The organism is Rania fehmarnensis (assembly GCF_056494185.1).
Window position 1 is genome coordinate 9,249,694 of sequence record NZ_CM151398.1, and the last position, 22,659, is coordinate 9,272,352.

Here is a 22,659-nt window from a genome sequence, read left to right on the forward strand (position 1 = left end):
CATCACCCCTGTAGATCGATTCTTCCGAAATCGATCGTGCATCGAACTTGAGTGCGCCACCTGCGTGAAAAACGAATTCCGAGAACTCGCTGCCCGGATTCTAACCGTTATCGACTCCGGCTGGGAGTGTACGCGGCACGAACCAACTATAGATGGCTGGCAAGATTAAACAGGTGAGCATGGTCGAAGTGATCAAACCACCAATGACGACCGTGGCCAGTGGTCTTTGAATTTCAGCCCCATCGCTGGTCGAACTGGCCATCGGCAAGAAACCCAAACTGGCTACCAGGGCTGTCATCAACACCGGACGCAAGCGGGCCAAGGCGGTTTCATGCACCAGTTGTTGCAGCGGTACGCCTTGCGCGCGCAAGTTCTCGGCGGCGCTCACCCACACTAAACCATTCAGCACCGCCACACCAAAGAGCGCGATGAACCCGACACCGGCGGAAATACTGAACGGCATTTGCCTGAGGGCCAAAGCAAAAACTCCGCCCGAGGCTGCCATGGGCACCGCAATGAAAATCAACATCGCCATGTTGACCGAGCCCAATGAAGCATGCAGCAGCATGAAAATAACCAACAGCACAATGGGAGTAATAACCGCCAGTCGCCAGCTAGCCGATTGCAGGTTTTCGAAATCGCCACCCCATTGCACTTCATAACCAGGTGGCAGTTCGACATGCTGCTTCACCGCCGCCTGGGCATCGGTCACAAAACTGGCGACGTCGCGATCACGCACGTTGGCAGCAATGAAGGTGCGACGTCGATTGTTTTCATGCTCCACACCCGGTGGCGTTTCTTCGATCTTGATCATGGCCAGTTCACCTAACGGAACCGCTTTACCACCCGCTTCCGATACAGGTAACTCACGCAAGCGTTCTATTTCGCTGCGCCATCGATCGGGGATACGAACCACGATCGGGAATCTCGCGCGACCTTCAAAGACCTGGCCCACCACATGACCGCCGGCCGCCGAGATTACATTCATGACCTTCTCGGCTTCGATGCCATAACGGGCCAGCGCATCGCGATCGGGAATGATCGTCACTGTTGTCAGGTTCGCCTGGTAATCGGCTTTGACATCCAAGGCCCCGGGTACATCCTTCAGCACGCGTTCGATCTCTTTGGCTTTCGCAGCCAGGATGGTCAGGTCTTCACCGAACAGCAGCACAGCAACCTGCGCCTTGACGCCGGCCACCAGTTCATCGACCCGCATCTGGATGGGCTGCGTGAATCCAAAGACGGCTCCGGGGACATTGGTCTCCAGGGCCGCAGCCATTTCCGCGATCAGATCATTGCGCGATTTGGGCTGTGGCCACAGACGTTTGTCTTTCAAAATGACCCACACATCCGTTTGATGCACGCCCATCACATCGTTGGCAATTTCTGGGCGGCCGGTCTTGCAGAAGACAGTTTTCACTTCGGGAAATTGTTTCAGTTGTTCTTCGATTTGATCGGACAGCTCGATTGCACCTTCTAGCGATGCGCTGGGTAAACGCTGCGCCTCGACCAGCAAGTCGCCCTCTTCCAACGTGGGCATGAAGTCACCGCCCAGATTGTAGGCCACCGGTATGCTGACACCGACCACGGCCAAACCGATAAGCGTGGTAGCCACGGGATGACTTACAACAACCGTAACAATCGGCGCGTAGATCTTCTTTAGCCAACGCAGAAACCACACGTCTTCTTTTGATGGGCGTTTGGGCAGTCCCACCGCAGCCAAGGCTGGCATCAAAGTCATCGACAGCACCAGCGAACCGATCAGGGCGAACAGTACGGTGAGCGCCATCGGACGAAAGAGTTTGCCTTCGGTGCCCTGCAGAGTCAGGATCGGCAGATACACCACGCCGATGATCAACTCACCAAACAATGTAGGTTTGCGAACTTCGATGGCAGCATCGCGAATGATCTTCATCCGTTGCCGCAGGTTAACTGCATGCGACAAGCGATGCATGCAGTTCTCCACCATGATGACCGACGAGTCGACAATCAGACCAAAGTCGATGGCACCCAAGCTCATCAAACTGGCCGAGACGCCGACCATGTACATCATGTTGGTCGCAAAGAGCATCGATAGTGGAATGGCCAGTGCAGTGATGATGCCTGCGCGAAAACTGCCTAGCATGAATAGCAAAACGATAACGACCAGAGCGCCACCTTCAACCAGATTCGTAATCACCGTTGCCAGCGTACGCCCAATCAAGGCCGAGCGATCATAGATGATTTCCAGTTGGACACCGGGCGGCAAGACTTGCTCAATCTCGGCCAGCCGCTCTTTGGCCGCCGACACCACTGTGCGCGAGTTCTCACCCACCAGCATCATCACCATCCCGGTGACGATTTCGCCGCGACCATCACGCGTTACACATCCTTGTCGGGGCAGGGCGGCATGGCACACCTGGGCTACATCTTGCACCAGTACGGGAGTACCTGTGCTGCCGCGCCGAATAACGACGCGCCGCAAGTCGTCCAAACTTTGGATGATGGCCTGGCCCCGGATGAATTGTTGTTCGTTATGGTGAACCACATAACCGCCCCCGGCGGTACGATTGTTGGTCTCGAGCGCATTGAACAATTCCTCCAGCGTGATTCCCGTGCTGGCCATGCGTTCCGGGTCGGGTTGAATTTCAAATGTCTTGTAATAGCCACCATGCGTGTTGATCTCGGTGACACCATGCACCGACCGCAGTTTAGGAGCGATCTCCCATTCAAGAATTGTGCGCAGTTCGGTAGTTGAATAGTTCTCGCCGCGCACTTCGAATTGCAGTATCTCGCCCAGCGCAGTGGCCAAGGGGCCGATCTTGGGTGTGCCATAGTTGTTGGGAATCAACTCAGCAGCCTGGCCGAGGCGCTCGCTGACCAATTGACGTGCCCAATACAAATCAGTGTCTTCTTCGAACACAATCGTGACCACCGAGATGCCAAAGCGCGAGATGCTGCGCAACTCCTCCAGCTTTGGCAAACCGCCCATGACCGATTCGACTGGATAAGTGACATAACGTTCTACTTCGACCGGAGAGAGTGAACCGGCCTCGGTGATAACCGTCACTTGTGTATTGGTCATATCAGGTACAGCATCAATGGGCAGTTGCAAGGCGCTATATACGCCAGCGCCTGCCATCAGCAGTACCAGTCCAAACACCATCAAGCGGTTGGTGAGCGAAAAGTCGATCAGTTTTTCGAGCATCGTTTACTCTTCTCGCTCGAGCAACAATTCGCTCTTCAAATGAAAGACTCCGCCCACCGCAATACGTTCACCGGCAGCCAGTCCCGCGATGACTTCAGCCTGGTCGGCAGTTCTCTGTCCCAACCGGATGTCGCGCCGCTGAAAAGTTCGATCATCGCTGGTGACAAACACGAAGGTCTGGCCTTCATGAACGGCCAAGGCTGATTCGGGGATCACAATGGACGAACTCGTTTCGCCCATCGGCAATTCTGCTTTGACATACATTCCCGGTCGCAGTCGTCCATAGGCATTATCGACGGTTGCTACCAGGGCAATGGCATTGGTCTGCGGATCGACTTCGCGACCCATCATGACAACCGTGGCGTTCATGACCTCGCCCGGCAAAGCAGGGGAGGACCAGGTGATCTGCTGGCCCGACTTTAGTCCCAGCGCGGTCCATTGCGACTCGCGGATATCCGCCTTCAACCACAAGCGACGCGTATCAGCCACTTCGAGTAACGTACTGCCAGCTTCGACGCGTTCATGCTCGTTGAACCAGCGTTTCTCGACGGTACCAGCGCGGGGAGAGCGAACTTCGATGAGCGACAAATCGGTGGCATCACTTGTACTATACGCGGGCGTGAGCGCAGTGGCTGGCACAACTTCGGCGGCATTGGGCGCTGGGTCACCTACCGCTGCGCTGGCCAGGCCTAACAGTGTCGTGACGCGGCCTGTGGCGATTTCGTAACGCCGTTGTGCATCTTCGAGCGCGATCTGGGATGCGCTAGCGGCGCGATCCACATCGAAGAGCGTTTGTTCCGTTACAGCTGCCAGCGCCGCTTGACTGCTGGCCAATTGCATCTGGCGTTCATCGAGGGTGCGTGTAGAAACCGCACCCGAACTGGCGACCGAAGCCATGCGCGCCGATGACGAGGCCGCCAGATTCAGTTCGCTGTAAGCTGTCAGCAACTTTTCGCGCGCATCGCCGATCGATTGATCGCTGAAGGCGGTTCGAATTTCTTCAGCTGTCTTTTGGGCTTTGATTGCTGTGACCAGTTGTCGAACACTTTCAGCGCGATTCTTGTCCCACGTAGCTTGGCGCTGGGCCAGTTCCAATTCGGCGGAGCGCTGCAATTGATCGGCGCGCGCACTGCCCACTTCAGGGCTGCTCATCGTGGCCAAGACTTGACCGGCCGCGACTTGTTCACCTGGTTGAACCATGACCTTGGTTAAGATGCCGGCTGATCCCAGGCGAACGGCGGCCATTTGAGCGGGATCATAGGCCAGGCGTCCTGGCACTTCTACTGCTAAACGCGCGGTAGTAGGTTCGACCGTTTGCGTTTGAACCTTGGCTGCAGCGAGCTTCTCCGCGCCAAGTTCCACTTGGGTCCGCTGCAGTACTTGCGATACTTCATCTTCGGGCACATCAGCTGGATGCAAATAATGAGTGGCGTAATAGTGCCAGGCAGCCCAGGCGCCCAACAGTCCCACCACGACGCCCAGTGTGGGCGCTATCCGAACAAGAGCTTTCATGACAATGCGTTTCTGCGTAGCTGAGCCCGACAACGACTCAGGGGGGAACAACTCGAGGCAGCGAACTGACAGAGTTAGCACTCAGAGATAAAGACTCTGGGCTATGCAACGCTCAACATCGCGATACGCAGAAGGCGACAATGGGAGACAGGCGTTTAGGCCGGACGCGCGGCGGCGCCAGCGGAATCAACCGTGGAGCTTCGCTAGAGAGGGCGGCTGGTCCATTCAAATTGATTTCGATCCCGCGCTGATTCAATTGAGCCGAATCTTCGACTGCTAGATCCATCAACGAGTGAGCCACTGAGCCAGGCAGGCTCAACGGTGGAATCGGAATCGTATCGTGATCCGAACTGCCATCAGGCGATGGTGTCGGCGTAGGCAGCACAAAATGAATGTGCCAATGACTGCCAGCTAGTTCCGTTAGGCTGGCGTGAAAGTGCTCCAGATGCTCCAGCAGCGGAGCGGTCGATCCAGACACGTCGGCCTGCGCCGCAGATAGCGCGGCAGTCACATCGCCATGACAATGCAATACGGGAACAGGAGCACGCCAACTGCACAGACACAGCAGCCAAACGAGGCAACTGCGCCATTGCAGGTTTAGGTCGCGTTTTGCAGCTCGAGTTCCCATAGCCGTCCATTGTTCTCGACCTGCGACCGTTTGTCAAATTTACGGCCCACAACCGTGGTCCGTAGCTCTATGGTCCGTAGCGGAACGCGTCAAGCGTTTCGTGACTGTTACGCAAGATCCTTTGTCGGTTGGGTCCGGCGCACGATAGGTAGCGGAACGCGTCAAGCATTTCGTGAACGGTTATGGTTCGTCGTCGATGACTTCTTCGTCGTCTAACTCGTCATCGTCGTCGGTTTCTTCGGGGAACATTTCGCTATCGTCGGGTTCGATTTCGTAATCGTCTTCGAGTTCTTCTTCGAAGTCGTCATCGAAATCGTCATCGAAATCGTCGTCGTCGAAATCACCAAACGGATCTTCTTCGACTGGATCTGCACCCAGAGGCAGTTCGACTGCGTCGTCTTCGACGTCGGGTTCATCGCCCGTATCGTCATCGGACCATTGACTGGCTCGAATCGGTTTGGTCAGACACTCTGGTCGATAGGGTACTTCCGCGCTTAATGCGCCTTCGAACCAGTCTTCTTCCTTAGTGAACACCGCCATGATGGTTGGTGAGGTCCTCGGCTGGGGAGATTCAACGAACATGTGCTTTTACAGTGAGCGACTGGGGCGATCGATCAAAATGGGTCAACGGCTGCCACTGGAAACCGTCATGCTCCCCAGCGTTGCAAGCACAACACTCGCTTACCGAGGCGATTTTGTCAAGCCAGCCGCAATTTTTAAATCCCGTAGCCGAAGTCGCCAGACTTTGGATGAACTACCTCACGCTCTCCAATTCTCCCGTAGCCGAAGTCGCCAGACTTTGGACGAACCACCTCCACGCTCCCCAATTCTCCCGTAGCCGAAGTCGCCAGACTTTGGACGAACGACCGTAACGCTCTCCAATTCTCCCGTAGCCGAAGTCGCCAGACTTTGGATGAACGACCGTAACGCTCTCCAATCTCTGGCGAGATCGGCTACATTTCCAATCTCTGGCGAGATCGGCTACCTATGCAATCTCTGGCGAGATCGGCTGCACCGGTGCTGAATTGCGAGATACACACGTAGCCAGCACTAAATCGCCTGTAACGTTCAACGTCGTGCGACACATGTCCAAGATGCGATCGACACCTAAGATGATCGCAATTCCTTCTTGAGGCACACCAACCTGGCCCATGACGATAACGATCATGGGAATCGAGCCACCGGGGACGCCGGCGGTGCCCACGCCAGCCAGAATCGACATCATCACCACCACTACCTGCTGGATCAGCGTCAGTTCAACCCCAAACACTTGCGCCAAGAAGAGCACCACCACGCCCTCAAACAAAGCGGTACCATTTTGATTGGCAGTTGATCCCACGGTCAGCACAAACTGCGAGATATCGGGGCGCAAATTCAGCTTCTCTTTGGCCACTCGCAAAGCTGTGGGCAGCGTAGCGTTAGAGCTACTGGTTCCAAAAGCCGTGAAAATTGCTTCGCGCGTCAGCGAAAAAAATTCGCGGGGTGACATGCGAGCCACCAACCATAACATCACCGAATAAACGACAAACATTTGTATGGCCAGGCCCAGCACAACGGTGCATACAAACCAGAGCAGCACGCGCAAAATATCAAAGCCCACTGTGGCAGTGATGGCAAACATCAAGCAGCCCACGCCAACCGGGGCTAACTTCATGGCGAAGCCGATGATCGTCATCGTGACATCAAACAGACCTTCCAGCACGCCGATCAGCGGTCCGGTGCGCTCGCGCGACAATGTTAGGGCGACGCCGACCACTAGAGAAAAGAACATTACGGCCAGCATCCCGTTGCCTTTGCTGCTGCCATCAACGGCGCCGACCATCTCTTGCAGTGGATTCTCCGGCAACATATCCAAGAGCGTTTGCTGCACGGTCTTGGCCGATTGTGATTTCTTGACCGCCTCGTCTGCCGCCTTGGCATACTGATTGCGCAGCTCGGTCTGCTTCTCCGGCGGTAGGCTACTGCCTGGCTTAAACACATTGACTAGCGCCACGCCAATAAACACGCTGGCCAGGGACATGACCACGGTATACCCCAACGTGCGCAGACCCACGCGTCCCAAGCTGCGCAGGTCGCCGAGTTCTAGAATGCCCAAGATCAGCGCCGAGACAACCAGCGGCACTACGACCATGATGACCAGCCGCAAAAAGACTCGGCCGAGCGGTTCAAAGATGCTCTGCGCGGTCCACTTAACCCAAGCGGTCCACTCCGGCGACTGGGCAGCGATGATATTTGCCGAGATGCCTAAGACGGCACCAATCAATAGTCCAATCAGAATCTTGACATGCAGCGGTAGACCACCGTTACTGGCTTCTGTCACGTTCTGGTCACTCGTAATTCTCGGTGGCTATTCTCGATTACCGGAGATGCGAGCCATACGTTCGCTGGCACGTCGTTTCATCGGAAACAGTTTACGGCGCTTGGGCTTGGCGTCGGCTGCGCCGTTAGCGCTTTCCGCAGGTGAGCCCTCACCGTTGGCGCTGGCTTCCTTGATCGCACTTTCCGCCTGGTCATTGAATTCGGCCAGGGCTTTGGGAATCGCAGCCAGAGAACTTGGGTCAACCGGTTCACCAGCGGCACCACTACCTACACTGCCAGCTGGTTCCAGCGAATCGCGAATCAGCAAGCGATTGATGTTCAGTTCGATTGACGTCAACTGCGGACCTTCGCTGGCAGTTACGAAGGTAAAGGCAATGCCTTCGCGGCCCATGCGGCCCGTACGACCAACGCGATGCACATAGTCATCGCAGTCCAGTGGAATGTCATAGTTGATGATGTGCGAAACGGTCGACACGTCGATACCACGTCCCACCACATCGGTCGCGACGAGCAGATTCAATTCCCCGGCTCGCAAACTATTGAACACGCGATCGCGATCGCGCTGATTCATATCGCCGTGGATACAAGCCATGCGCATGCGGCCCAGCTCGGGAATGCGATGTCCTTCTTTTTGAATGTCGCGATGCAAACGATCCGTGCCGCGCTTGGTGCGGCAGAAGATAATTACTTGCTGGGGCTTTTCGCGCTGCAGCAAATTGAGCAGCAGTGGAAACTTCTCATCTTGGCGAACAGTAAAGTAGCGCTGCTCGATCGTTTCGCCCGAGACTTGACTCTGCGAGCAATTGATGCGCACTGGCTCTTGCAAGTAACGTTCGCTCAGTTTTTCGATAATGGGCGGCATGGTCGCGCTGAGCAGCATGGTCTGCCGATCGGTCGGGCAGGCGCGCATGATGCGTTCGATCGCGGGCCGGAAACCGATGTCCAACATCCGGTCGGCTTCATCCAGTACGACGCACCACACATCATCCAGGCGCAGAGTGCGGCGGCCGATATGATCGAGCACTCGACCCGGTGTGCCGACGACCAGTTGCACACCTTTGGCCAGCGCATCGATTTGCTGACGCATGTGCTTGCCACCGGCGGTTACCAGCGTGGCTGTCGGACAGCCCCACGCCAGTTTGACAATCTCTTGATGGACTTGCTCAGCCAGTTCGCGCGTCGGTACCAAGATCAGAGCCTGCGGATAACGCGTCTCGGAAAGTGGATCTAGCATCTCGAGAATGGGAATACCAAAGGCGGCGGTCTTGCCGGTGCCGGTGCGAGCTTGCCCGACAATGTCGTGGCATTCCAAAGCCGGTGGTATTACTTGAGCTTGAATCGAAGTTGGTTCTGTGTAACCTGCACGCCGCAAAGAGCGCAGCATGACCGGCGACAAATCCAACTGATCAAAAGAAGTTATGTCCTTTCCCGTTGCGTCGTCCACTGTTGAGAGATTTTCCGTGTTGATGGTTCCGTGTAAAACTTAAGGCCTGCTGAGACAACTGGCTCACCCCATTGTCGGCCTACCACTACTAGATTGCAATTGGGGAGATTTTTTATATGTCCACTAGTCACCATTCTTGGACCGATTTAGCGATTCAATGGGTGCTGGACGGCCATAACCAACCCCTGCCCAGCGCGCTTGCCGACGCAATTTCGGGAGCCAATGGAGTGGAACTGGAGGAATTGCTCGACCAATTGTCGACCGAAGTACCCGCCTTGGAAATAACCGCCCGAGGGGAAATTCGCGACGAATCCAGCCGGAAACCGGCACCTGGAGAATTGCGTTTGCGCACGATTTTGCAACTGACTGCGGCCCGCGTCCTCAGCCTGCGGCTCAGCCAGGATGGCCAAACCAGCTCGGCCGCGCCTTTGCCTTTGTCGGCCAGTGTTGCCCCAGAAACGCTTGGTGAACTTGCCAGTCAGTTAGTTTCGATCAGCCCGATTGCCACCGCCCACTGCCTGCAAATCATGTCCGCTCAAGGCGATCGCCGGTCGCTGACGGTCATGGCTGAATTTTTAAAGCGTCAATCTCTTGAAGACGAACAGAGCGTGGCTGTGGCTCTCAGCCCACTGTTTCAATGGCCACCGGACGATCTAGGAGTCGTTTTCGAAATAGTGGGCGACGATATTTGGCACTGGCAATTGCTTGGCGGACTGCTGGACCTGGCCGGCCACAGCTTGCGCAAAGGTCGTTTGCGGCCGCATCCGCTGGCCGGGCAGGCAGCCCGTTTGCGAGAATTGCTCAGTTCGACCACGGCCAGATTGTCTCGCATGGAAGCCAACCCCCAACAGTTCGGCGAAGACATCGCTACGATCCAACGCGTACTGAACAACGCCATCGCCTTGACCGTTTCGCTATGCGATACGCTGGGTCTGATCGGTGACGGGCAAGCGATCAAGCAACTAACCGAAGCGATGGAGCTATCACATCGGCGTATCCAGACCGAAGCGGCCGGGGCTCTGGCCCGCTTGGGCAACCCAGCTGGCCTGGCTCGACTGAAAGACATGGTTCAAGACCCAGCGTCACGCCTGCGGGCATTGGCCTACTTGGACGAGTTGAACATCGATGATGTCGAGCTGGAAGACTATCGCCAACCGGTGGCTTTGGCCGAAGCGGAGGTCGTCTGCTGGCTGGCTGATCCCCAGCGCTTCGGCGTACCGCCCGCCGACCTGGAACTGATCGACGAGCGCACGCAGTACTGGCCCAGCTTCGAAGATCCGCAAGCCTGCTTTCTCTATCGTTTCACCTACCATTTCGCGCAAGGAGATTTGAGCAACCTGATCATCGCCGGTCCGATGGTCTCGGCTTTTCAAGCCGATTTGCGGCGGATGGAAGTCGACGACGTGTACGCCCTGTTTGCAGGCTGGCAAGCAGAACATGCCGACATTTACGAAGTGCCGCGAGCCAGTTTCAATCCTGCTCAACTTCAGGAGGCCGAGCGTTTGATGGAGGGCATCCGCCATGAGGGCGTCGATGATTTGCAGCTGTTGGCCCTGACATTTTTCTTTGGCGAAGTGGCGATCCTGGCCGTGGGCAGCCGCGGTGGCCAAAGTGTGGGTGTCGTTTACGATGGGCTGGAGAGCCTGATCATGGCCTGCGACACTCGGCCCACCAGCCTCACGCCCGACCTGCTATTGGCCCTATATCGCGGCCGCAAATTACTGCGATCTTTCAATCCGTAGGCTTATCGTACCGACCGCATCTTCGTAGCCACCGCCGCCAGGCGGTGGACAGGGTAGACCCCACGTAGCCATCGCCGCCAAACGATGGACGGCATCTTCGTAGCCATCGCCGCCAGGCGGTGGACCAGCTAACCACCGCTTGGCAGCGGTGGCTACAGAATTTCCTATAGATCAACAAGACAACCAGCTGGCCAGCGAATACGATAAACAGAGTGTTATACCTAGTCGTTGTTGCGGCAGTGATCCGCTAGTCGAAAACCAAAGCCAGATACATGCGTGGAACAATCCGTGGGCTGTTAGTCTTGACCGCTTTGATTGCAGTGTGCGTGGGCAGCTACTTCCCACTGGCCAGCTATATGCGGGAACGCAGCAAACCGGTGTTTCGTTTCCAGAGCGTGACCAAAGGTGATATCACTCAAAACGTCAATGCGACTGGTACGGTGGAACCGGTCCAACGCGTTACCGTGGGTTCGACGGCCAGCGGTCCCATTGCCGAGTTATTTGTCGACTACAACGATCACGTCGAGAAGGATCAACTGCTGGCCCGCGTCGATCCACGTTTGTATCAACCGGTCGTCGAGCGTGATGAAGCCTTGATGGAGACGCGCAAAGCGGAAGTGCTGCGCGCGGAAGCTAAACTGCAACAAGCTCGCAACGACGAACGTCGCGCTTTGGAGTTGCAACGTCGCAGCCAGGATTTCATTTCTGCGACCGAAATTGATCAACTGAAATTTAATCGCATGGTTCAAGAAGCTGAACTGAGCGTGGCCAAGACGGCCGTCGAGCAGGCCCAAGCCAACCTCGGTAACTCGCAAGCCAACTTGGAGTACACCGAGATTCGCTCACCGGTCAATGGCATAATCATTCAGCGCAAAGTCGATGTGGGTCAAACGATCGCCGCTCAGTTCCAGACGCCTGAGTTGTTCATCGTGGCTCCGCGCATGGACGAAGAGATGCACATCTATGCCGCGGTGGACGAAGCCGACATCGGTCTGATTCGCAAGGCCCGCGATGATCAACAACCGGTGCGCTTCAGCATTGATGCTTATCCCGACAAGCTGTTCGAGGAAGGCAAGATCGTACAGATCCGTTTGAGCAGTACTGAGAAACAAAACGTCATTACTTATCCGGTGATCGTATCTTCACCTAATAGAGATTTGTTGTTGCTGCCGGGCATGACAGCCAATCTATCGTTTCAGATCGTCCAAAAGAAAGATGTGCTGAAGATTCCCAATGCGGCGCTACGTTTCTATCCACCCAAACGCGACTGGGTACATCCCGACGATCGTTCGATCTTGGACGGCCTTGAAGAGGTCAACTCCGCTCAACAAAGCCAAAGTAACCAAGCCCAGAATCGCTCGGCCGACGAGCGAGCAGCCATGGCCAAAGAGCGCGCCCGTCGCCACGTCTGGGTCGCCCGCGACGGCCTCTTACGAGCCATCCCCGTCATCACCGGCATCTCCGACAACCGCACCACCGAAATGATCGAAGGCGACCTAAAAGAAAACGACAACCTGGTCGTCGGCGAAATGCCCAAGGTGTAACTAGCCGTCGGTTCCATTGAACATGTTGGCGAATGCCTCGGTATCCGCATCAGAACTCATTCCGGTGCTTCTTTCTCTTTCGGCTTGGAGAATCGCTCGCGCGCTAATGCGATTGCCTGGTGCAGCTTTTGTTCGAGCAGTTCTTTCGCGGGCAACTCTGTCAGGTAACGCGAAACTCGTATATTGCTGTCTTCCAATCGCAATAACTCAACATGCTCTTCTGACTTATCCGCGCAAAGAATCAGTCCGATAGGAGGTTCCTCGCCGGGATGCATTTCATGCTTCTCCAGCCATCGAAGGTACAGTTCCATTTGGCCTTTATCCGCCGCTTGAAACTTGCCGAGCTTCAAATCGATTGCCACGAGGCACCGTAGGCGACGGTGGTAGAACAGCAGATCGAGGTAGTAATCTTCATTGTCGACCGTGATCCGTTTCTGCCGAGCGACGAAGGCAAAGTCGGTACCCAGTTCCAAGATGAAGGCTTCCAGTTCACGGAGGATCGCTTCTTCGACATCCTTTTCTGAATGAAAGCCGCTCAGTCCCAGGAAATCGAGGAAGTACGGATCGCGAAAGACCATATCCGGTGTCAAGCGATCCACATCGCGAAGTGCAGCGATGTCATCAGCGATCAGCTCATCAGGCTTTTTGGCGACTGCCGTCCGTTCGAAAAGAAGGTGCCCGATCTTGTGCCGCAGCGTCCGAACGCTCCAGCGTTCGACCCGGCACATTTCTGCGTAGAAGTCGCGTTTTAGCTGGTTATCCAACGGGATAAGTTCGACGAAATGGCTCCAGCTCAATTGTTGCGACAGCGTCGCAACAATTGGCTCTTCGGGGAATCCGTCCGCAAAAGAAACCATTCTTGATAGACTGGATCTGGAAAATCCTGGTCCATATTCCGCTGTTAATTGTGTTGACAGCGTCTGCGCTATCTCTTTGCCATACTCGGCTCGCTCATTCCGCAGTACGTCTTCAAGGATGCGCTTCCCAATCTTCCAGTACATCATGACCAGCGTTGAATTGACCGAGCGAGCGGTCTGCTCGCGAGCAGCCTCGATCAAACGGCGAATGTCACCAAGCAGGTTGGGAGCTACTGGCGCGATGTGCTGTGCCTCAGAGAGAGACATTTTCAGTGGTTTCGATTTCGCCATGTAGTCCGTACCTTCTTTGCGCTATGTCGTTTGACCACATGCTCATTCTGGACAGATCTGGCTGACGGCATCAAGTAGTGATGGGAGCATCCGTTCTTCCGGCGCGTTATTGAACATGCTAGCTAAACGTTTAGCATGCCGCGGTAGACGAAGCCGACATCGGTCTGATCCGCCAGGCCCGCGATGATCAACAAACGGTGCGCTTTAGCATTAATGCTTATCCCGACAAGCTGTTCGAAGAAGGCAAGATCGTACAGATCCGTTTGAGTAGTACTGAGAAACAAAACGTCATTACTTATCCTGTGATCGTATCTTCACCCAATAGAGATCTGTTGTTGCTACCGGGGATGACAGCCAATCTTTCTTTTCAGATCGTCCAAAAGAAAGATGTGCTGAAGATCCCCAATGCGGCTCTGCGTTTCTATCCACCCAAACGTGACTGGGTACATCCCGACGATCGTTCGATCCTGGACGGCCTCGAAGAGGTCAACTCCGCTCAACAAAGCCAAAGCAACCAAGCCCAGAATCGCTCGGCCGACGAGCGAGCAGCCATGGCCAAAGAGCGCGCCCGTCGCCACGTCTGGGTAGCCCGCGACGGCCTCTTACGAGCCATCCCCGTCATCACCGGCATCTCCGACAACCGCACCACCGAAATGATCGAAGGCGACCTAAAAGAAAACGATAACCTAGTCGTCGGCGAAATGCCTAAGGTGTAACCAACGTCGGTTCCATTGAACATGTTGGCGAATGCCTCGGTATCCGCATCAGAACTCATTCCGGTGCTTCTTTCTCTTTCAGCTTGGCGAATCGCTCGCGCGCTAATGCGATTGCCTGGTGCAGCTTTTGTTCGAGCAATTCTTTTGCTGGCAACTCTGTCAGGTAACGCGAAACTCGTATATTGCTGTCTTCCAATTGCAATAACTCAACGTGCTCTACTGACTCATCCAAGTGCTCTGAGGGGGCCCATCCCCTCCTTTCTCTGAGCGCGTTCAAGACATGGCCTGAATGAGCGTGCAAATATCACGCTCACTTGCCACGTTCATAGTCCACCCTGTGGACAACTTGAATCTACACCTTGACCCAAGCAACGAATGACCGCTAAGTTACAACTCGATAGCAAGCATTAGCCCCCAGCATGTATTGGATTGTTCGTGGCCAAGAATAAATCGTCCTCAGAGGCGAATGAAGAACCATTGGAGAAGCAGCTCTGGAAAGCTGCTGACAAGCTTCGCCAGAACATCGATGCAGCCGAATACAAGCACGTGGTGCCGCTGGATCGTGTGGCCGAATTGGACTATGTCCTCACACCTGGTCGCTATGTTGGTCTGCCCGACGAGGAAGACGATTTCAACTTTGTGGAACGATTCCTGGCACTCAAGGCCAAGTTCGAGGCTCAGCTGTTGGAAGAAGCCCAATTGAACAAAGCAATCGCTGAAAATCTGGCCAAGATCAAGGTGGAACCATGACCAAGCTAATTCATGGTGACGACTACCGGCAATGGATCGTCTCCATCAAGGAGCGGATCCAGACATCGCAAATCAAAGCCGCCGTGGCAGTGAATCGCGAACTGGTAGAGCTCTACTGGTTTCTGGGTGAGCAGATCACCGCAAAGCAGAAAACCGCCTAGTGGGGTGAGGGCTTTCTTCAGCAAGTAAGCACGGATCTGCTTTCCGAATTTCCTGATATCAAAGGGTTTTCCGTTCGAAACCTACAGCGAATTCGACGCTGGTATCAGTTCTGGACGAACGCGGAAAATCAAACTTTGCCAAATGCGCCACAGGCTGTGGCCACTTTGTCCGAAATCGCGCCACAGCTTGTGGCGCAAATTCCATGGGGGCACAACGGCGTCATTCTCGAGAAGCTGCGAACGCCTGCCGAAGCTTTGTTTTACGTGCAGAAGACCATCCAAAACAACTGGTCGCGTGCTGTGCTAACGCACCAAATCGAAAGCGGCCTGCACTTGCGCGAAGGCCAGGCGATCAACAACTTCCAAGCGACCTTACCCAAGCCGGAAAGCGATCTAGCCCAGCAGTTGCTGCGCGATCCCTATAACTTTGACTTCCTGACGCTGACCGAACAATACAACGAGCGTGAGCTCGAAGATGGCTTAGTCGATCATTTGGCCAAGTTCTTACTTGAACTTGGGGCGGGATTTGCCTATGTCGGCAGGCAATACCGCATAGTGGTTGACGACGATGAATACTTCATCGATCTGCTGTTTTATCACCTTCGTTTGCACTGCTATGTCGTCGTCGAACTCAAGGTGGAAAAATTCAAACCTGAGCACGCAGGCAAGCTGACTTTCTATGTTTCAGCAGTTGATAGCCAAGTCCGCATGCCCCAGGACGGGCCGACCATTGGGATTCTAATCTGCAAGTCAAAGAGCGACATCACCGTCGAGTATTCGCTGCGTGATTTGAATAAGCCGATTGGCGTTAGCGAGTACCAGATCACGGCAAACCTGCCTGAGCAGTTGCGGTCTTCACTGCCGAGTATCGAACAGATCGAGGCTGAGTTTGGAGAACTTGATAATGGCCAGTAGTTGGGAGGAAAGTACCCTTGGCGAGTTTGCCTCAATTCAAACAGGACCATTTGGTAGCCAGTTACATGCAAGCGACTACGTAATAGATCGGCTTTTGTCTGCTCCGAGGCTGATGAGCACGATGGACTGCTCGCCAAGGTCTTGGCCACGCTGCAAAAGCCGGGTTACATCGTCACAGATGGTTCGAACGCTGTGGATGGTTTTCGAACTTTTTTCGACAAACATGAAGTTCTAGACGCACATCAGCGGTGTACAACCTTCACGGCTATGGGCTGCCAGCTTCGACCAATTGCCACAGTGGGACAAGCCGCGGGACCAACCGTGGTCTGGGAGGTAACGGCTGGCTAGCTCGGCACATCGGCCAAGCACTGAACCTCGCACACGCATCCTCCACGACAAGACCAAGCCAGACTCCGAACGTAAACGCATCTCAATATCCACTCATCGTCGGTAATTGGGAAAGGTCTCTCGCCGTTCCTCGCTGCTGCAGAAAATCCTGCGCCTATGATGACGCCCCATGTCGTCTGCATGTCCCACTCCATCAAGTCCAACTCCTTATTGCTGGCAATCAAACGACTCGCTCAGCTCTCTGCGAATTTGTGATCGACGAGACATCAGGGTTACGAGTTCGTCGATGTTGGTGTTAGGCGTGGCTGTGTCCACCAGGAAGATGACAACATGTGGAAATAGCCAGGTTGGGAACAACGAGCTCGTGCAGCTTGCCATCGTGCTTAAACTGAGTCGTATAATCCTGAACGACTGGAACAACTGCATCTCGAGCGCAATTGTGTTACCACCACGGTGCCTAGCAGCGCCGAGTTTCAGAGCGATCTACAATCCAACGATGGCGGTGCCCCAGGCCAGGCCGGAGCCGAAGCCGCTCATGAGGATGCGGTGGCCGGCGAGGGCTTTGCCGCTGAGGATCGCTTCATGTAGTGCCAGGGGGATGCTGGCGGCGCTGGTGTTGCCGTAACGATCTAGATTGACAAACACCTTATCGCGGTCGATTCCAAAATCAGCTACCGCGGCATCAATAATACGATAGTTGGCTTGATGCAAGATCACGCAGTCCAAATCGCGAAAGCCTAAATCGGCATATGCCAGGCAATCATGCGTACTATCCGATACCGTGCGCACGGCCCACTTGAATACCGCTCGACCTTCCATCTTCAGATACTGCTCGCCGGCAGCCAACGTGTCAGCGGTCAGCGGTGAACGACTGCCACCACCTGGAATACACAGCGACTGACCACAACCTTCGGCACCCAGTGTAAAGCTCAGCAGACCTTTGGTGGCATCGTCTGTCTTGCGCAAGAGAACTGCGACCGCGCCGTCGCCAAAGAGCGGATAGGTTTTGACATCAGCTGGGTTGATCGTGCGGCTCATGACCTCCGCGCCGACCACCAAGGCGCATTGACTGGAGCCGGTGTGTACGAACTGGGCAGCGGTTACCAAAGCATACATGAACCCCGCGCAGGCCGCGTTGACGTCCATCGCTGGTGCCACTGAACCCAAGGCGCGTTGCAGGTGACAAGCGGTCGAAGGCGTGGGATGGTCGGGGGTCATGGTGGCCACGATGATCAGATCGACATCGGCTGCCGTGGCGCCGGCTCGATCCAAACACTGCTGGGCAGCCCGGATCGCCAAGTCACTGGCCGCTTCATCGGGTGCCGCTTTGCGCCTCTGCAGAATGCCGGTGCGCTGCACTATCCAGTCGCTGTCGCAACCCAGACGTGCCAGGTCGGCATTGTCGACAACTTGCTCAGGCACATAGGCGCCGGTCGATACTAGTTCGATACCGGTAAGGCGTCCCATGCGGCTGCGTCCAGTCAGCACTCTTTTAGGAACCGCAGCAGCTTGAGCCGCAGGCGCTTGGCTCTGCGAACCCAACAGTTCGGACGCTACACTCATCAATCCAGGCCTCACCGGAGAATAAATACGCCGCCAAGTCGAACACTCTCGTCCAGCGAACCACCCAATATAGCAGACCCCAGCTATTTTCCCAAATAGCTAACGCATGGGCTCACTTTTTGGCCTTGGTCTTGCCGCCCGATCGCAGCTCTTTGCGCGCGCCGTCGATGGCCGATTTGCGGTTCGGATTGTCAGCCTGGCCAGTCATTTCATACAGAAAACGGCTCGGAAACGTGGGTCGCGGCCGCCCCCACTTGTTGCGTTCCAAAGGCAACGACAGCGTGAGTTCATCTTGAGCTCGCGTGATGCCCACGTAACACAACCGACGCTCCTCGTCGACATCGTCAGGCGTATCGCGCAAAGTGCGGCTGTGTGGCAGAATCCCTTCTTCCATGCCGACCATATACACCACCGGGAACTCGAGCCCTTTGGCACTGTGATAGGTCATCAGCCAGACCGCGTTGCGCTGGGCCGCCTTCTCTTTGGGACTGCCGAACTCGCGGCCGGCCAAGGTGACTTCATCGATAAAGCCCGCCAGCGAAGGCTCGCGGGCCTCAGCCTCATACTGAGCCACGGCATTGACAACTTCTTCGACCGAAGCCTCACGCGCTTCGCGCTCTTCCGGTTCAGGATACAGTCGCATGAGTTCATGCATGTATCCAGTATCTTGAATCACCCCGCGCACACAGTCGGCCAGCGGCATGCCGCCGCTGAGCGCATGGCTGTACTTCTCGATCATGTGCTGCAATGACAAACAGCCGCGACGCGCCGGCTCCGGCAACTTGCTAGTCACCGTGATGCGGTGCATCAATTCCCAAACTGGCTCACCCGCGTTGACCGCCTGGCTGAGCAGCGATTCAACCGACTTGGCACCAATACCTCGCGGTGGCGTATTGATGATCCGCAGCATCGAGACTTCATCGCGCGGATTATCAATGATCCGCAAGTACGACAACACGTCGCGAACTTCTTTGCGATCGAAGAACGATTGACTGCCCATCAGCACGTACGGCACTTTCGCTTTGCGCAGTTCCGTTTCGAAGACGCGTGGTTGTTCATTGGTGCGAAACAAGATCGCCACATCTCCAGCTTGACGCACGCCGCGATCGAGCAGACGTTGAATTTCGAAGGTAATTTGCTTGGCTTCTTCCACTTCGTTCTTGTACTGCATGACGCGGGGTGCCATGCCGCCCATGCGACTGGCACGCAATTGTTTATCGTGTCGATGCTGATTGAACACGATCAGCCGATTGGCCGTTTCGATGATGGCGGCAGTCGATCGATAGTTACTTTCCAAGCGCACGACTTTGGCTTCGGGCCAATCGTTGCGGAAGTTCAGAATGTGTTGCACCTCGGCGCCGCGCCAACCATAGATCGATTGATCATCGTCACCCACCACGCACAGATTGCGATGCTCGCTGGCCAGGAATTTGATGATCCGATATTGCGACTGGTTGGTGTCCTGGTACTCATCGACCAAGATATGATCAAACCGCGAAGCTTCGGCTTGGCGAACGTCTTCATGCTGGCTGAAAAGTTCTTCGGTCACCAAGAGCAGATCATCAAAGTCGACCGCACCTGCCAGCTTGATGGCTTGTTGATAACGACGATAGCCGCTGGCCGCCACGTGCTCGGCGTCGGTGCGAGCCAGGTCACCAGCTTCGGCCGGGCGGACCCCTGAGTTCTTCCAACGGCTGACGTGCGAAAGCAAGTCGCCCGGCCGCATCACGCCGTCGCCCACACGCAACTGCCGCAGCACTTCGCGAGCTACCGATTCTTGATCGCTGCGATCGTAAATGGCGAAGCGTTCGGGATACCCCATCAACCGGGCATGCCGCCTGAGGATCTGCAGACAATTGGAGTGGAAGGTGCCAATGACGGGTGCCGGCGGCGGTTCGGTACCCTTGGGCACTTTTTTGGGTTTCCCCAGTTTGTGCGCAACCCGCTCCTTCATTTCCTGGGCGGCTTTATTGGTAAAGGTCACCGCCAGAATGCGGTTGGGTGCCGTGCGGTGTTTGATCAAGTTGGCGATGCGAAACGTTACTACTCGCGTTTTTCCAGTCCCGGCTCCAGCCAGCACTAGCAGCGGGCCGCTGAGTGTTGCAACCGCAGCGGCCTGTTCTGAATTGAGATTGTCACTCATCAAGTTTTCCCGTAGCCACCCATCCAGGTAGGCTTTCAATCATCGCCAGCGTCTCGAGATCGTACAGCTTTTAAGTCGATTGTGCGAACGGCTTTACGTCACCCTGCTTGTTCGTACTCGTACTCGTACTCCTACTCCTACTCGAAAAATCTCCGAGTAGGAGTACGAGTAGGAGTAGGAGTAAACCCTTGGCAATTTAATAGTTAATAGCTGTGCGATCTCTGTTGGCCGGAGGTATTTTGGCAAACTGGTGTTGCGTAAATGGGCTAGTTGCCTAAAATTCGGAGTTCCCGGAGGCCCGGATACTGACACTTGGGCACCGTTTTCATCGAAACAAAGATTACCCGAAAACTGCTTAAGTCGAAGGCTAGCGTGCCATGAAAGTTGTATCGTCGATCGGCGCACTGAAGTTTCGCCACCCAGATTGCCAGGTTGTCCGCCGTCGCGGGCGGATCTATGTAATCTGCAAGAGCAACCCGCGCTACAAGGTCCGCCAAGGCGGCGCCAAGAGTCGCAAGACCAAACGCTAATAAGCGGCTGGAAACGCCTCTCCAGCTGAAAAACCTGCTGCCCACTGGTCCCACGCCCGTTCCGCAAGCTACGTTGGTGGTAACGATAGTTATCAGCCCTGCGTTCTCATTGGAATATTCGGCATGTGCGGAATAGTCGGTTATATCGGCAGCAAACAAGCCAGCCCGTTTCTCGTGGGCGGCTTGCGGCGCCTGGAATACCGCGGTTACGACAGCGCGGGCATAGCCACAATCAACTCTGAAGGCATTCGCGTCACGCGCGTTGCCGGGCGCGTCGAGCAACTGGACCAGGCTGTGGCGCGACGACCGCAGGTAGCGACCGCCGGCATTGGGCACACACGCTGGGCCACCCACGGTCCAGCCACTGAAGAAAACGCTCACCCGCACTTGGGTGGAAATGGAATCCTGGCGCTGGTCCATAACGGCGTTATCGAGAACTACGAAACCCTCAAACAGTCGCTACAAGCTCGGGGTTATCAGTTCCATTCGGCTACCGATAGCGAAGTTATCGCCCATCTGATTGCCGACCATCTGAAGAACTCCACGACTCCCAGTGGCTCCAATACCACGGATGCCGTCGACCGCTATGTTGAAGCGATTCAGAAGACACTGACCCAACTGCGGGGCACCTACGGCCTGGCAATCGTGTTTCGCGATCGACCCGACATGCTGATCGCCGCCCGCTGCGGCAGCCCTCTGGTTATTGGCGTGGGTCGCGGGGAGCAGTTCTTGGCCAGCGATACATCGCCTCTGGTGGGCTTTACCGACCGCATTATTTACCTGGCCGATCATCAACTGGCTGTGCTCAAAGCGGATTCGATTCAGGTGATCCATCGCGACGAAGGTCGAGTGCGTCCCGACGTACAGCCGCTCTCGGCACAAACGCAAGAAGTCGACTTGGATGGCTATGCCCATTACATGCTCAAAGAAATCTACGAGCAACCGCAGTCGATTCGCAATGCCCTGCGCGGTCGGATCGACAAAGACAACGGAACTGCCAAGTTCGGCGGACTGAACCTGACCCCACAGCAATTGCGTAGCGTACGTCGCTTGCTGCTGACCGGTTGCGGCACGAGCTGGCATTCGGCCATGGTGGGTGAATACATCATCGAAGAACTGGCGAGGTTGCCGGTGGAAGTTGAGTATGCCAGCGAACTACGCTATCGCAATCCACCGGTCGACCACGACACCCTGATCTTCGGTATTACCCAAAGCGGCGAGACGGCTGATACGTTGGCTGCCCTGCGTGAGATGAAGCGCAAGGGTCATCATACGCTGGCCATCTGCAACGTTATTGGCAGCAGCATCGCGCAAGAGGCCGACGGTGGCATTTACTTGCATGCCGGTCCAGAGATCGGCGTCGCTTCGACCAAAGCCTTTACATCGCAACTAACGGTGCTGGCGCTCTTGGCTTTGCACTTTGGTCGGCTGCGCGGCCTGAGCTTCGAAGCCGGTCAGCGCATCATCACGCGACTGGAAGAGCTGCCCGAACTGGTCGAACGGTCGCTGCAGTGCCACGCTCAAATCAAAGAAGTTGCCTCACGATACGCGAGTGCCACGAACTTCTTATACCTGGGTCGCAATACGAATTTCCCGAGTGCCTTGGAAGGCGCTCTGAAACTTAAAGAGATCAGCTACATCCATGCTGAAGGCTATCCTGCGGCCGAGATGAAGCATGGTCCGATTGCCCTGGTCGATGAACACACGCCGTCGGTCTTTATCATTCCGCGCGGTGTCGTGTATGACAAAGTGCTAAGCAACTTGCAGGAAGTCAAGGCTCGCGGGGGCCCGGTAATTGCAATCGTCGATCATCATGATCCACAAGTCGATCGCCTGGCCAATGAAGTCATTGTCGTGCCCGAAACGGAAGAGTTCTTGCAACCGATCATCACTGCCATTCCCATGCAATTGCTAGCGTACGAGATCGCTACGCTACGCGGCTGTGATGTCGACAAACCTCGCAACCTCGCCAAGAGTGTCACCGTCGAGTAAATGTGGCATAGGCTTCC

General features: G+C 55.6%; 16 protein-coding genes and 2 pseudogenes. 8 read left to right on the forward strand and 10 right to left on the reverse strand.

The window, feature by feature from the left end; translation table 11 throughout:
* Nucleotides 1-100: 100 nt before the first annotated feature.
* From SH573x_RS31245 to SH573x_RS31270, 6 genes are all read right to left on the reverse strand, one after another.
* Complete coding sequence (locus SH573x_RS31245; protein ID WP_479352159.1) at nt 101-3,187, reverse strand: efflux RND transporter permease subunit; 3,087 nt, start codon at nt 3,185-3,187, stop codon at nt 101-103.
* A gap of 3 nt (nt 3,188-3,190) precedes the next feature.
* Complete coding sequence (locus SH573x_RS31250; protein ID WP_479352160.1) at nt 3,191-4,699, reverse strand: efflux RND transporter periplasmic adaptor subunit; 1,509 nt, start codon at nt 4,697-4,699, stop codon at nt 3,191-3,193.
* A gap of 112 nt (nt 4,700-4,811) precedes the next feature.
* On the reverse strand, nt 4,812-5,327 hold the full coding sequence (locus SH573x_RS31255) for a hypothetical protein (protein ID WP_479352161.1): 516 nt from the start codon (nt 5,325-5,327) through the stop codon (nt 4,812-4,814).
* A gap of 180 nt (nt 5,328-5,507) precedes the next feature.
* Nucleotides 5,508-5,867 carry a hypothetical protein gene (locus tag SH573x_RS31260; RefSeq protein WP_479352162.1) on the reverse strand — a complete coding sequence of 120 codons (360 nt, stop codon included), beginning with the start codon at nt 5,865-5,867 and terminating at the stop codon, nt 5,508-5,510.
* A 445-nt stretch (nt 5,868-6,312) separates the two neighbouring features.
* Entirely contained in the window at nt 6,313-7,647 is a 1,335-nt protein-coding gene (locus SH573x_RS31265) for a dicarboxylate/amino acid:cation symporter (protein WP_479352163.1), read from the reverse strand.
* Between the two features lie 27 nt (nt 7,648-7,674).
* Nucleotides 7,675-9,090, reverse strand: coding sequence for a DEAD/DEAH box helicase (locus SH573x_RS31270; protein ID WP_479352164.1), 1,416 nt, complete (start codon nt 9,088-9,090; stop codon nt 7,675-7,677).
* Between the two features lie 116 nt (nt 9,091-9,206).
* Between SH573x_RS31270 and SH573x_RS31275 the strand changes: the two genes are divergently transcribed.
* Both SH573x_RS31275 and SH573x_RS31280 read left to right on the forward strand, forming a co-directional pair.
* Complete coding sequence (locus tag SH573x_RS31275) at nt 9,207-10,832, forward strand: HEAT repeat domain-containing protein (RefSeq protein WP_479352165.1); 1,626 nt, start codon at nt 9,207-9,209, stop codon at nt 10,830-10,832.
* A gap of 272 nt (nt 10,833-11,104) precedes the next feature.
* Nucleotides 11,105-12,376: an efflux RND transporter periplasmic adaptor subunit gene (locus tag SH573x_RS31280; protein ID WP_479352166.1), complete on the forward strand. Its 1,272-nt coding sequence runs from the start codon at nt 11,105-11,107 to the stop codon at nt 12,374-12,376.
* Nucleotides 12,377-12,432: 56 nt separating this feature from the next.
* Here the strand turns inward: SH573x_RS31280 and SH573x_RS31285 are convergent, their stop codons facing one another.
* A complete protein-coding gene (locus SH573x_RS31285; protein ID WP_479352167.1) occupies nt 12,433-13,524 on the reverse strand; it encodes a PDDEXK nuclease domain-containing protein in 1,092 nt (363 codons plus the stop codon).
* Between the two features lie 152 nt (nt 13,525-13,676).
* On the opposite strand from SH573x_RS31285, the pseudogene SH573x_RS31290 reads away from it, so the two are divergent.
* Nucleotides 13,677-14,240, forward strand: a pseudogene (locus SH573x_RS31290) (efflux RND transporter periplasmic adaptor subunit); the annotation flags it as partial.
* Between the two features lie 55 nt (nt 14,241-14,295).
* Here SH573x_RS31290 and SH573x_RS31295 read toward each other — a convergent pair.
* Nucleotides 14,296-14,472, reverse strand: coding sequence for a hypothetical protein (locus SH573x_RS31295; RefSeq protein WP_479352168.1), 177 nt, complete (start codon nt 14,470-14,472; stop codon nt 14,296-14,298).
* 203 nt (nt 14,473-14,675) lie between these two features.
* Between SH573x_RS31295 and SH573x_RS31300 the strand changes: the two genes are divergently transcribed.
* From SH573x_RS31300 to SH573x_RS31310, 3 genes and pseudogenes are all read left to right on the forward strand, one after another.
* On the forward strand, nt 14,676-14,990 hold the full coding sequence (locus SH573x_RS31300; protein WP_479352169.1) for an N-6 DNA methylase: 315 nt from the start codon (nt 14,676-14,678) through the stop codon (nt 14,988-14,990).
* Nucleotides 14,987-15,478 (forward strand): annotated as a pseudogene (locus SH573x_RS31305) (DUF1016 N-terminal domain-containing protein); the annotation flags it as partial. The gene SH573x_RS31300 and the pseudogene SH573x_RS31305, both read left to right, overlap by 4 nt.
* A complete protein-coding gene (locus tag SH573x_RS31310; RefSeq protein WP_479356836.1) occupies nt 15,452-16,066 on the forward strand; it encodes a PDDEXK nuclease domain-containing protein in 615 nt (204 codons plus the stop codon). The pseudogene SH573x_RS31305 and the gene SH573x_RS31310, both read left to right, overlap by 27 nt.
* A gap of 831 nt (nt 16,067-16,897) precedes the next feature.
* On the opposite strand, the gene SH573x_RS31315 is transcribed toward SH573x_RS31310, so the two are convergent.
* Together SH573x_RS31315 and SH573x_RS31320 are read right to left on the reverse strand one after the other, a co-directional pair.
* Nucleotides 16,898-17,977 (reverse strand): beta-ketoacyl-ACP synthase III, encoded by a 1,080-nt coding sequence (locus SH573x_RS31315; protein ID WP_479352170.1) that lies wholly within the window; start codon nt 17,975-17,977, stop codon nt 16,898-16,900.
* Nucleotides 17,978-18,089: 112 nt separating this feature from the next.
* Nucleotides 18,090-20,120: an ATP-dependent helicase gene (locus SH573x_RS31320; RefSeq protein ID WP_479352171.1), complete on the reverse strand. Its 2,031-nt coding sequence runs from the start codon at nt 20,118-20,120 to the stop codon at nt 18,090-18,092.
* 377 nt (nt 20,121-20,497) lie between these two features.
* On the opposite strand from SH573x_RS31320, the gene ykgO reads away from it, so the two are divergent.
* Both ykgO and glmS read left to right on the forward strand, forming a co-directional pair.
* Complete coding sequence (ykgO, locus tag SH573x_RS31325) at nt 20,498-20,650, forward strand: type B 50S ribosomal protein L36 (RefSeq protein WP_479352172.1); 153 nt, start codon at nt 20,498-20,500, stop codon at nt 20,648-20,650.
* A 123-nt stretch (nt 20,651-20,773) separates the two neighbouring features.
* On the forward strand, nt 20,774-22,642 hold the full coding sequence (gene glmS / locus SH573x_RS31330) for a glutamine--fructose-6-phosphate transaminase (isomerizing) (protein WP_479352173.1): 1,869 nt from the start codon (nt 20,774-20,776) through the stop codon (nt 22,640-22,642).
* The last annotated feature ends 17 nt before the right edge of the window (nt 22,643-22,659 follow it).

What these genes read in the sequence shown, in the direction of transcription:
- SH573x_RS31320 (WP_479352171.1), bottom strand. Translation starts at nt 20,120, where the DNA reads ATGAGTGACAATCTCAATTCAGAACAGGCCGCTGCGGTTGCAACACTC.
- SH573x_RS31255 (WP_479352161.1), bottom strand. Translation starts at nt 5,327, where the DNA reads ATGGGAACTCGAGCTGCAAAACGCGACCTAAACCTGCAATGGCGCAGT.
- ykgO (WP_479352172.1), top strand. Translation starts at nt 20,498, where the DNA reads ATGAAAGTTGTATCGTCGATCGGCGCACTGAAGTTTCGCCACCCAGAT.
- SH573x_RS31280 (WP_479352166.1), top strand. Translation starts at nt 11,105, where the DNA reads ATGCGTGGAACAATCCGTGGGCTGTTAGTCTTGACCGCTTTGATTGCA.
- SH573x_RS31245 (WP_479352159.1), bottom strand. Translation starts at nt 3,187, where the DNA reads ATGCTCGAAAAACTGATCGACTTTTCGCTCACCAACCGCTTGATGGTG.
- SH573x_RS31260 (WP_479352162.1), bottom strand. Translation starts at nt 5,867, where the DNA reads ATGGCGGTGTTCACTAAGGAAGAAGACTGGTTCGAAGGCGCATTAAGC.
- SH573x_RS31275 (WP_479352165.1), top strand. Translation starts at nt 9,207, where the DNA reads ATGTCCACTAGTCACCATTCTTGGACCGATTTAGCGATTCAATGGGTG.
- SH573x_RS31250 (WP_479352160.1), bottom strand. Translation starts at nt 4,699, where the DNA reads ATGAAAGCTCTTGTTCGGATAGCGCCCACACTGGGCGTCGTGGTGGGA.
- glmS (WP_479352173.1), top strand. Translation starts at nt 20,774, where the DNA reads ATGTGCGGAATAGTCGGTTATATCGGCAGCAAACAAGCCAGCCCGTTT.
- SH573x_RS31315 (WP_479352170.1), bottom strand. Translation starts at nt 17,977, where the DNA reads ATGAGTGTAGCGTCCGAACTGTTGGGTTCGCAGAGCCAAGCGCCTGCG.
- SH573x_RS31285 (WP_479352167.1), bottom strand. Translation starts at nt 13,524, where the DNA reads ATGGCGAAATCGAAACCACTGAAAATGTCTCTCTCTGAGGCACAGCAC.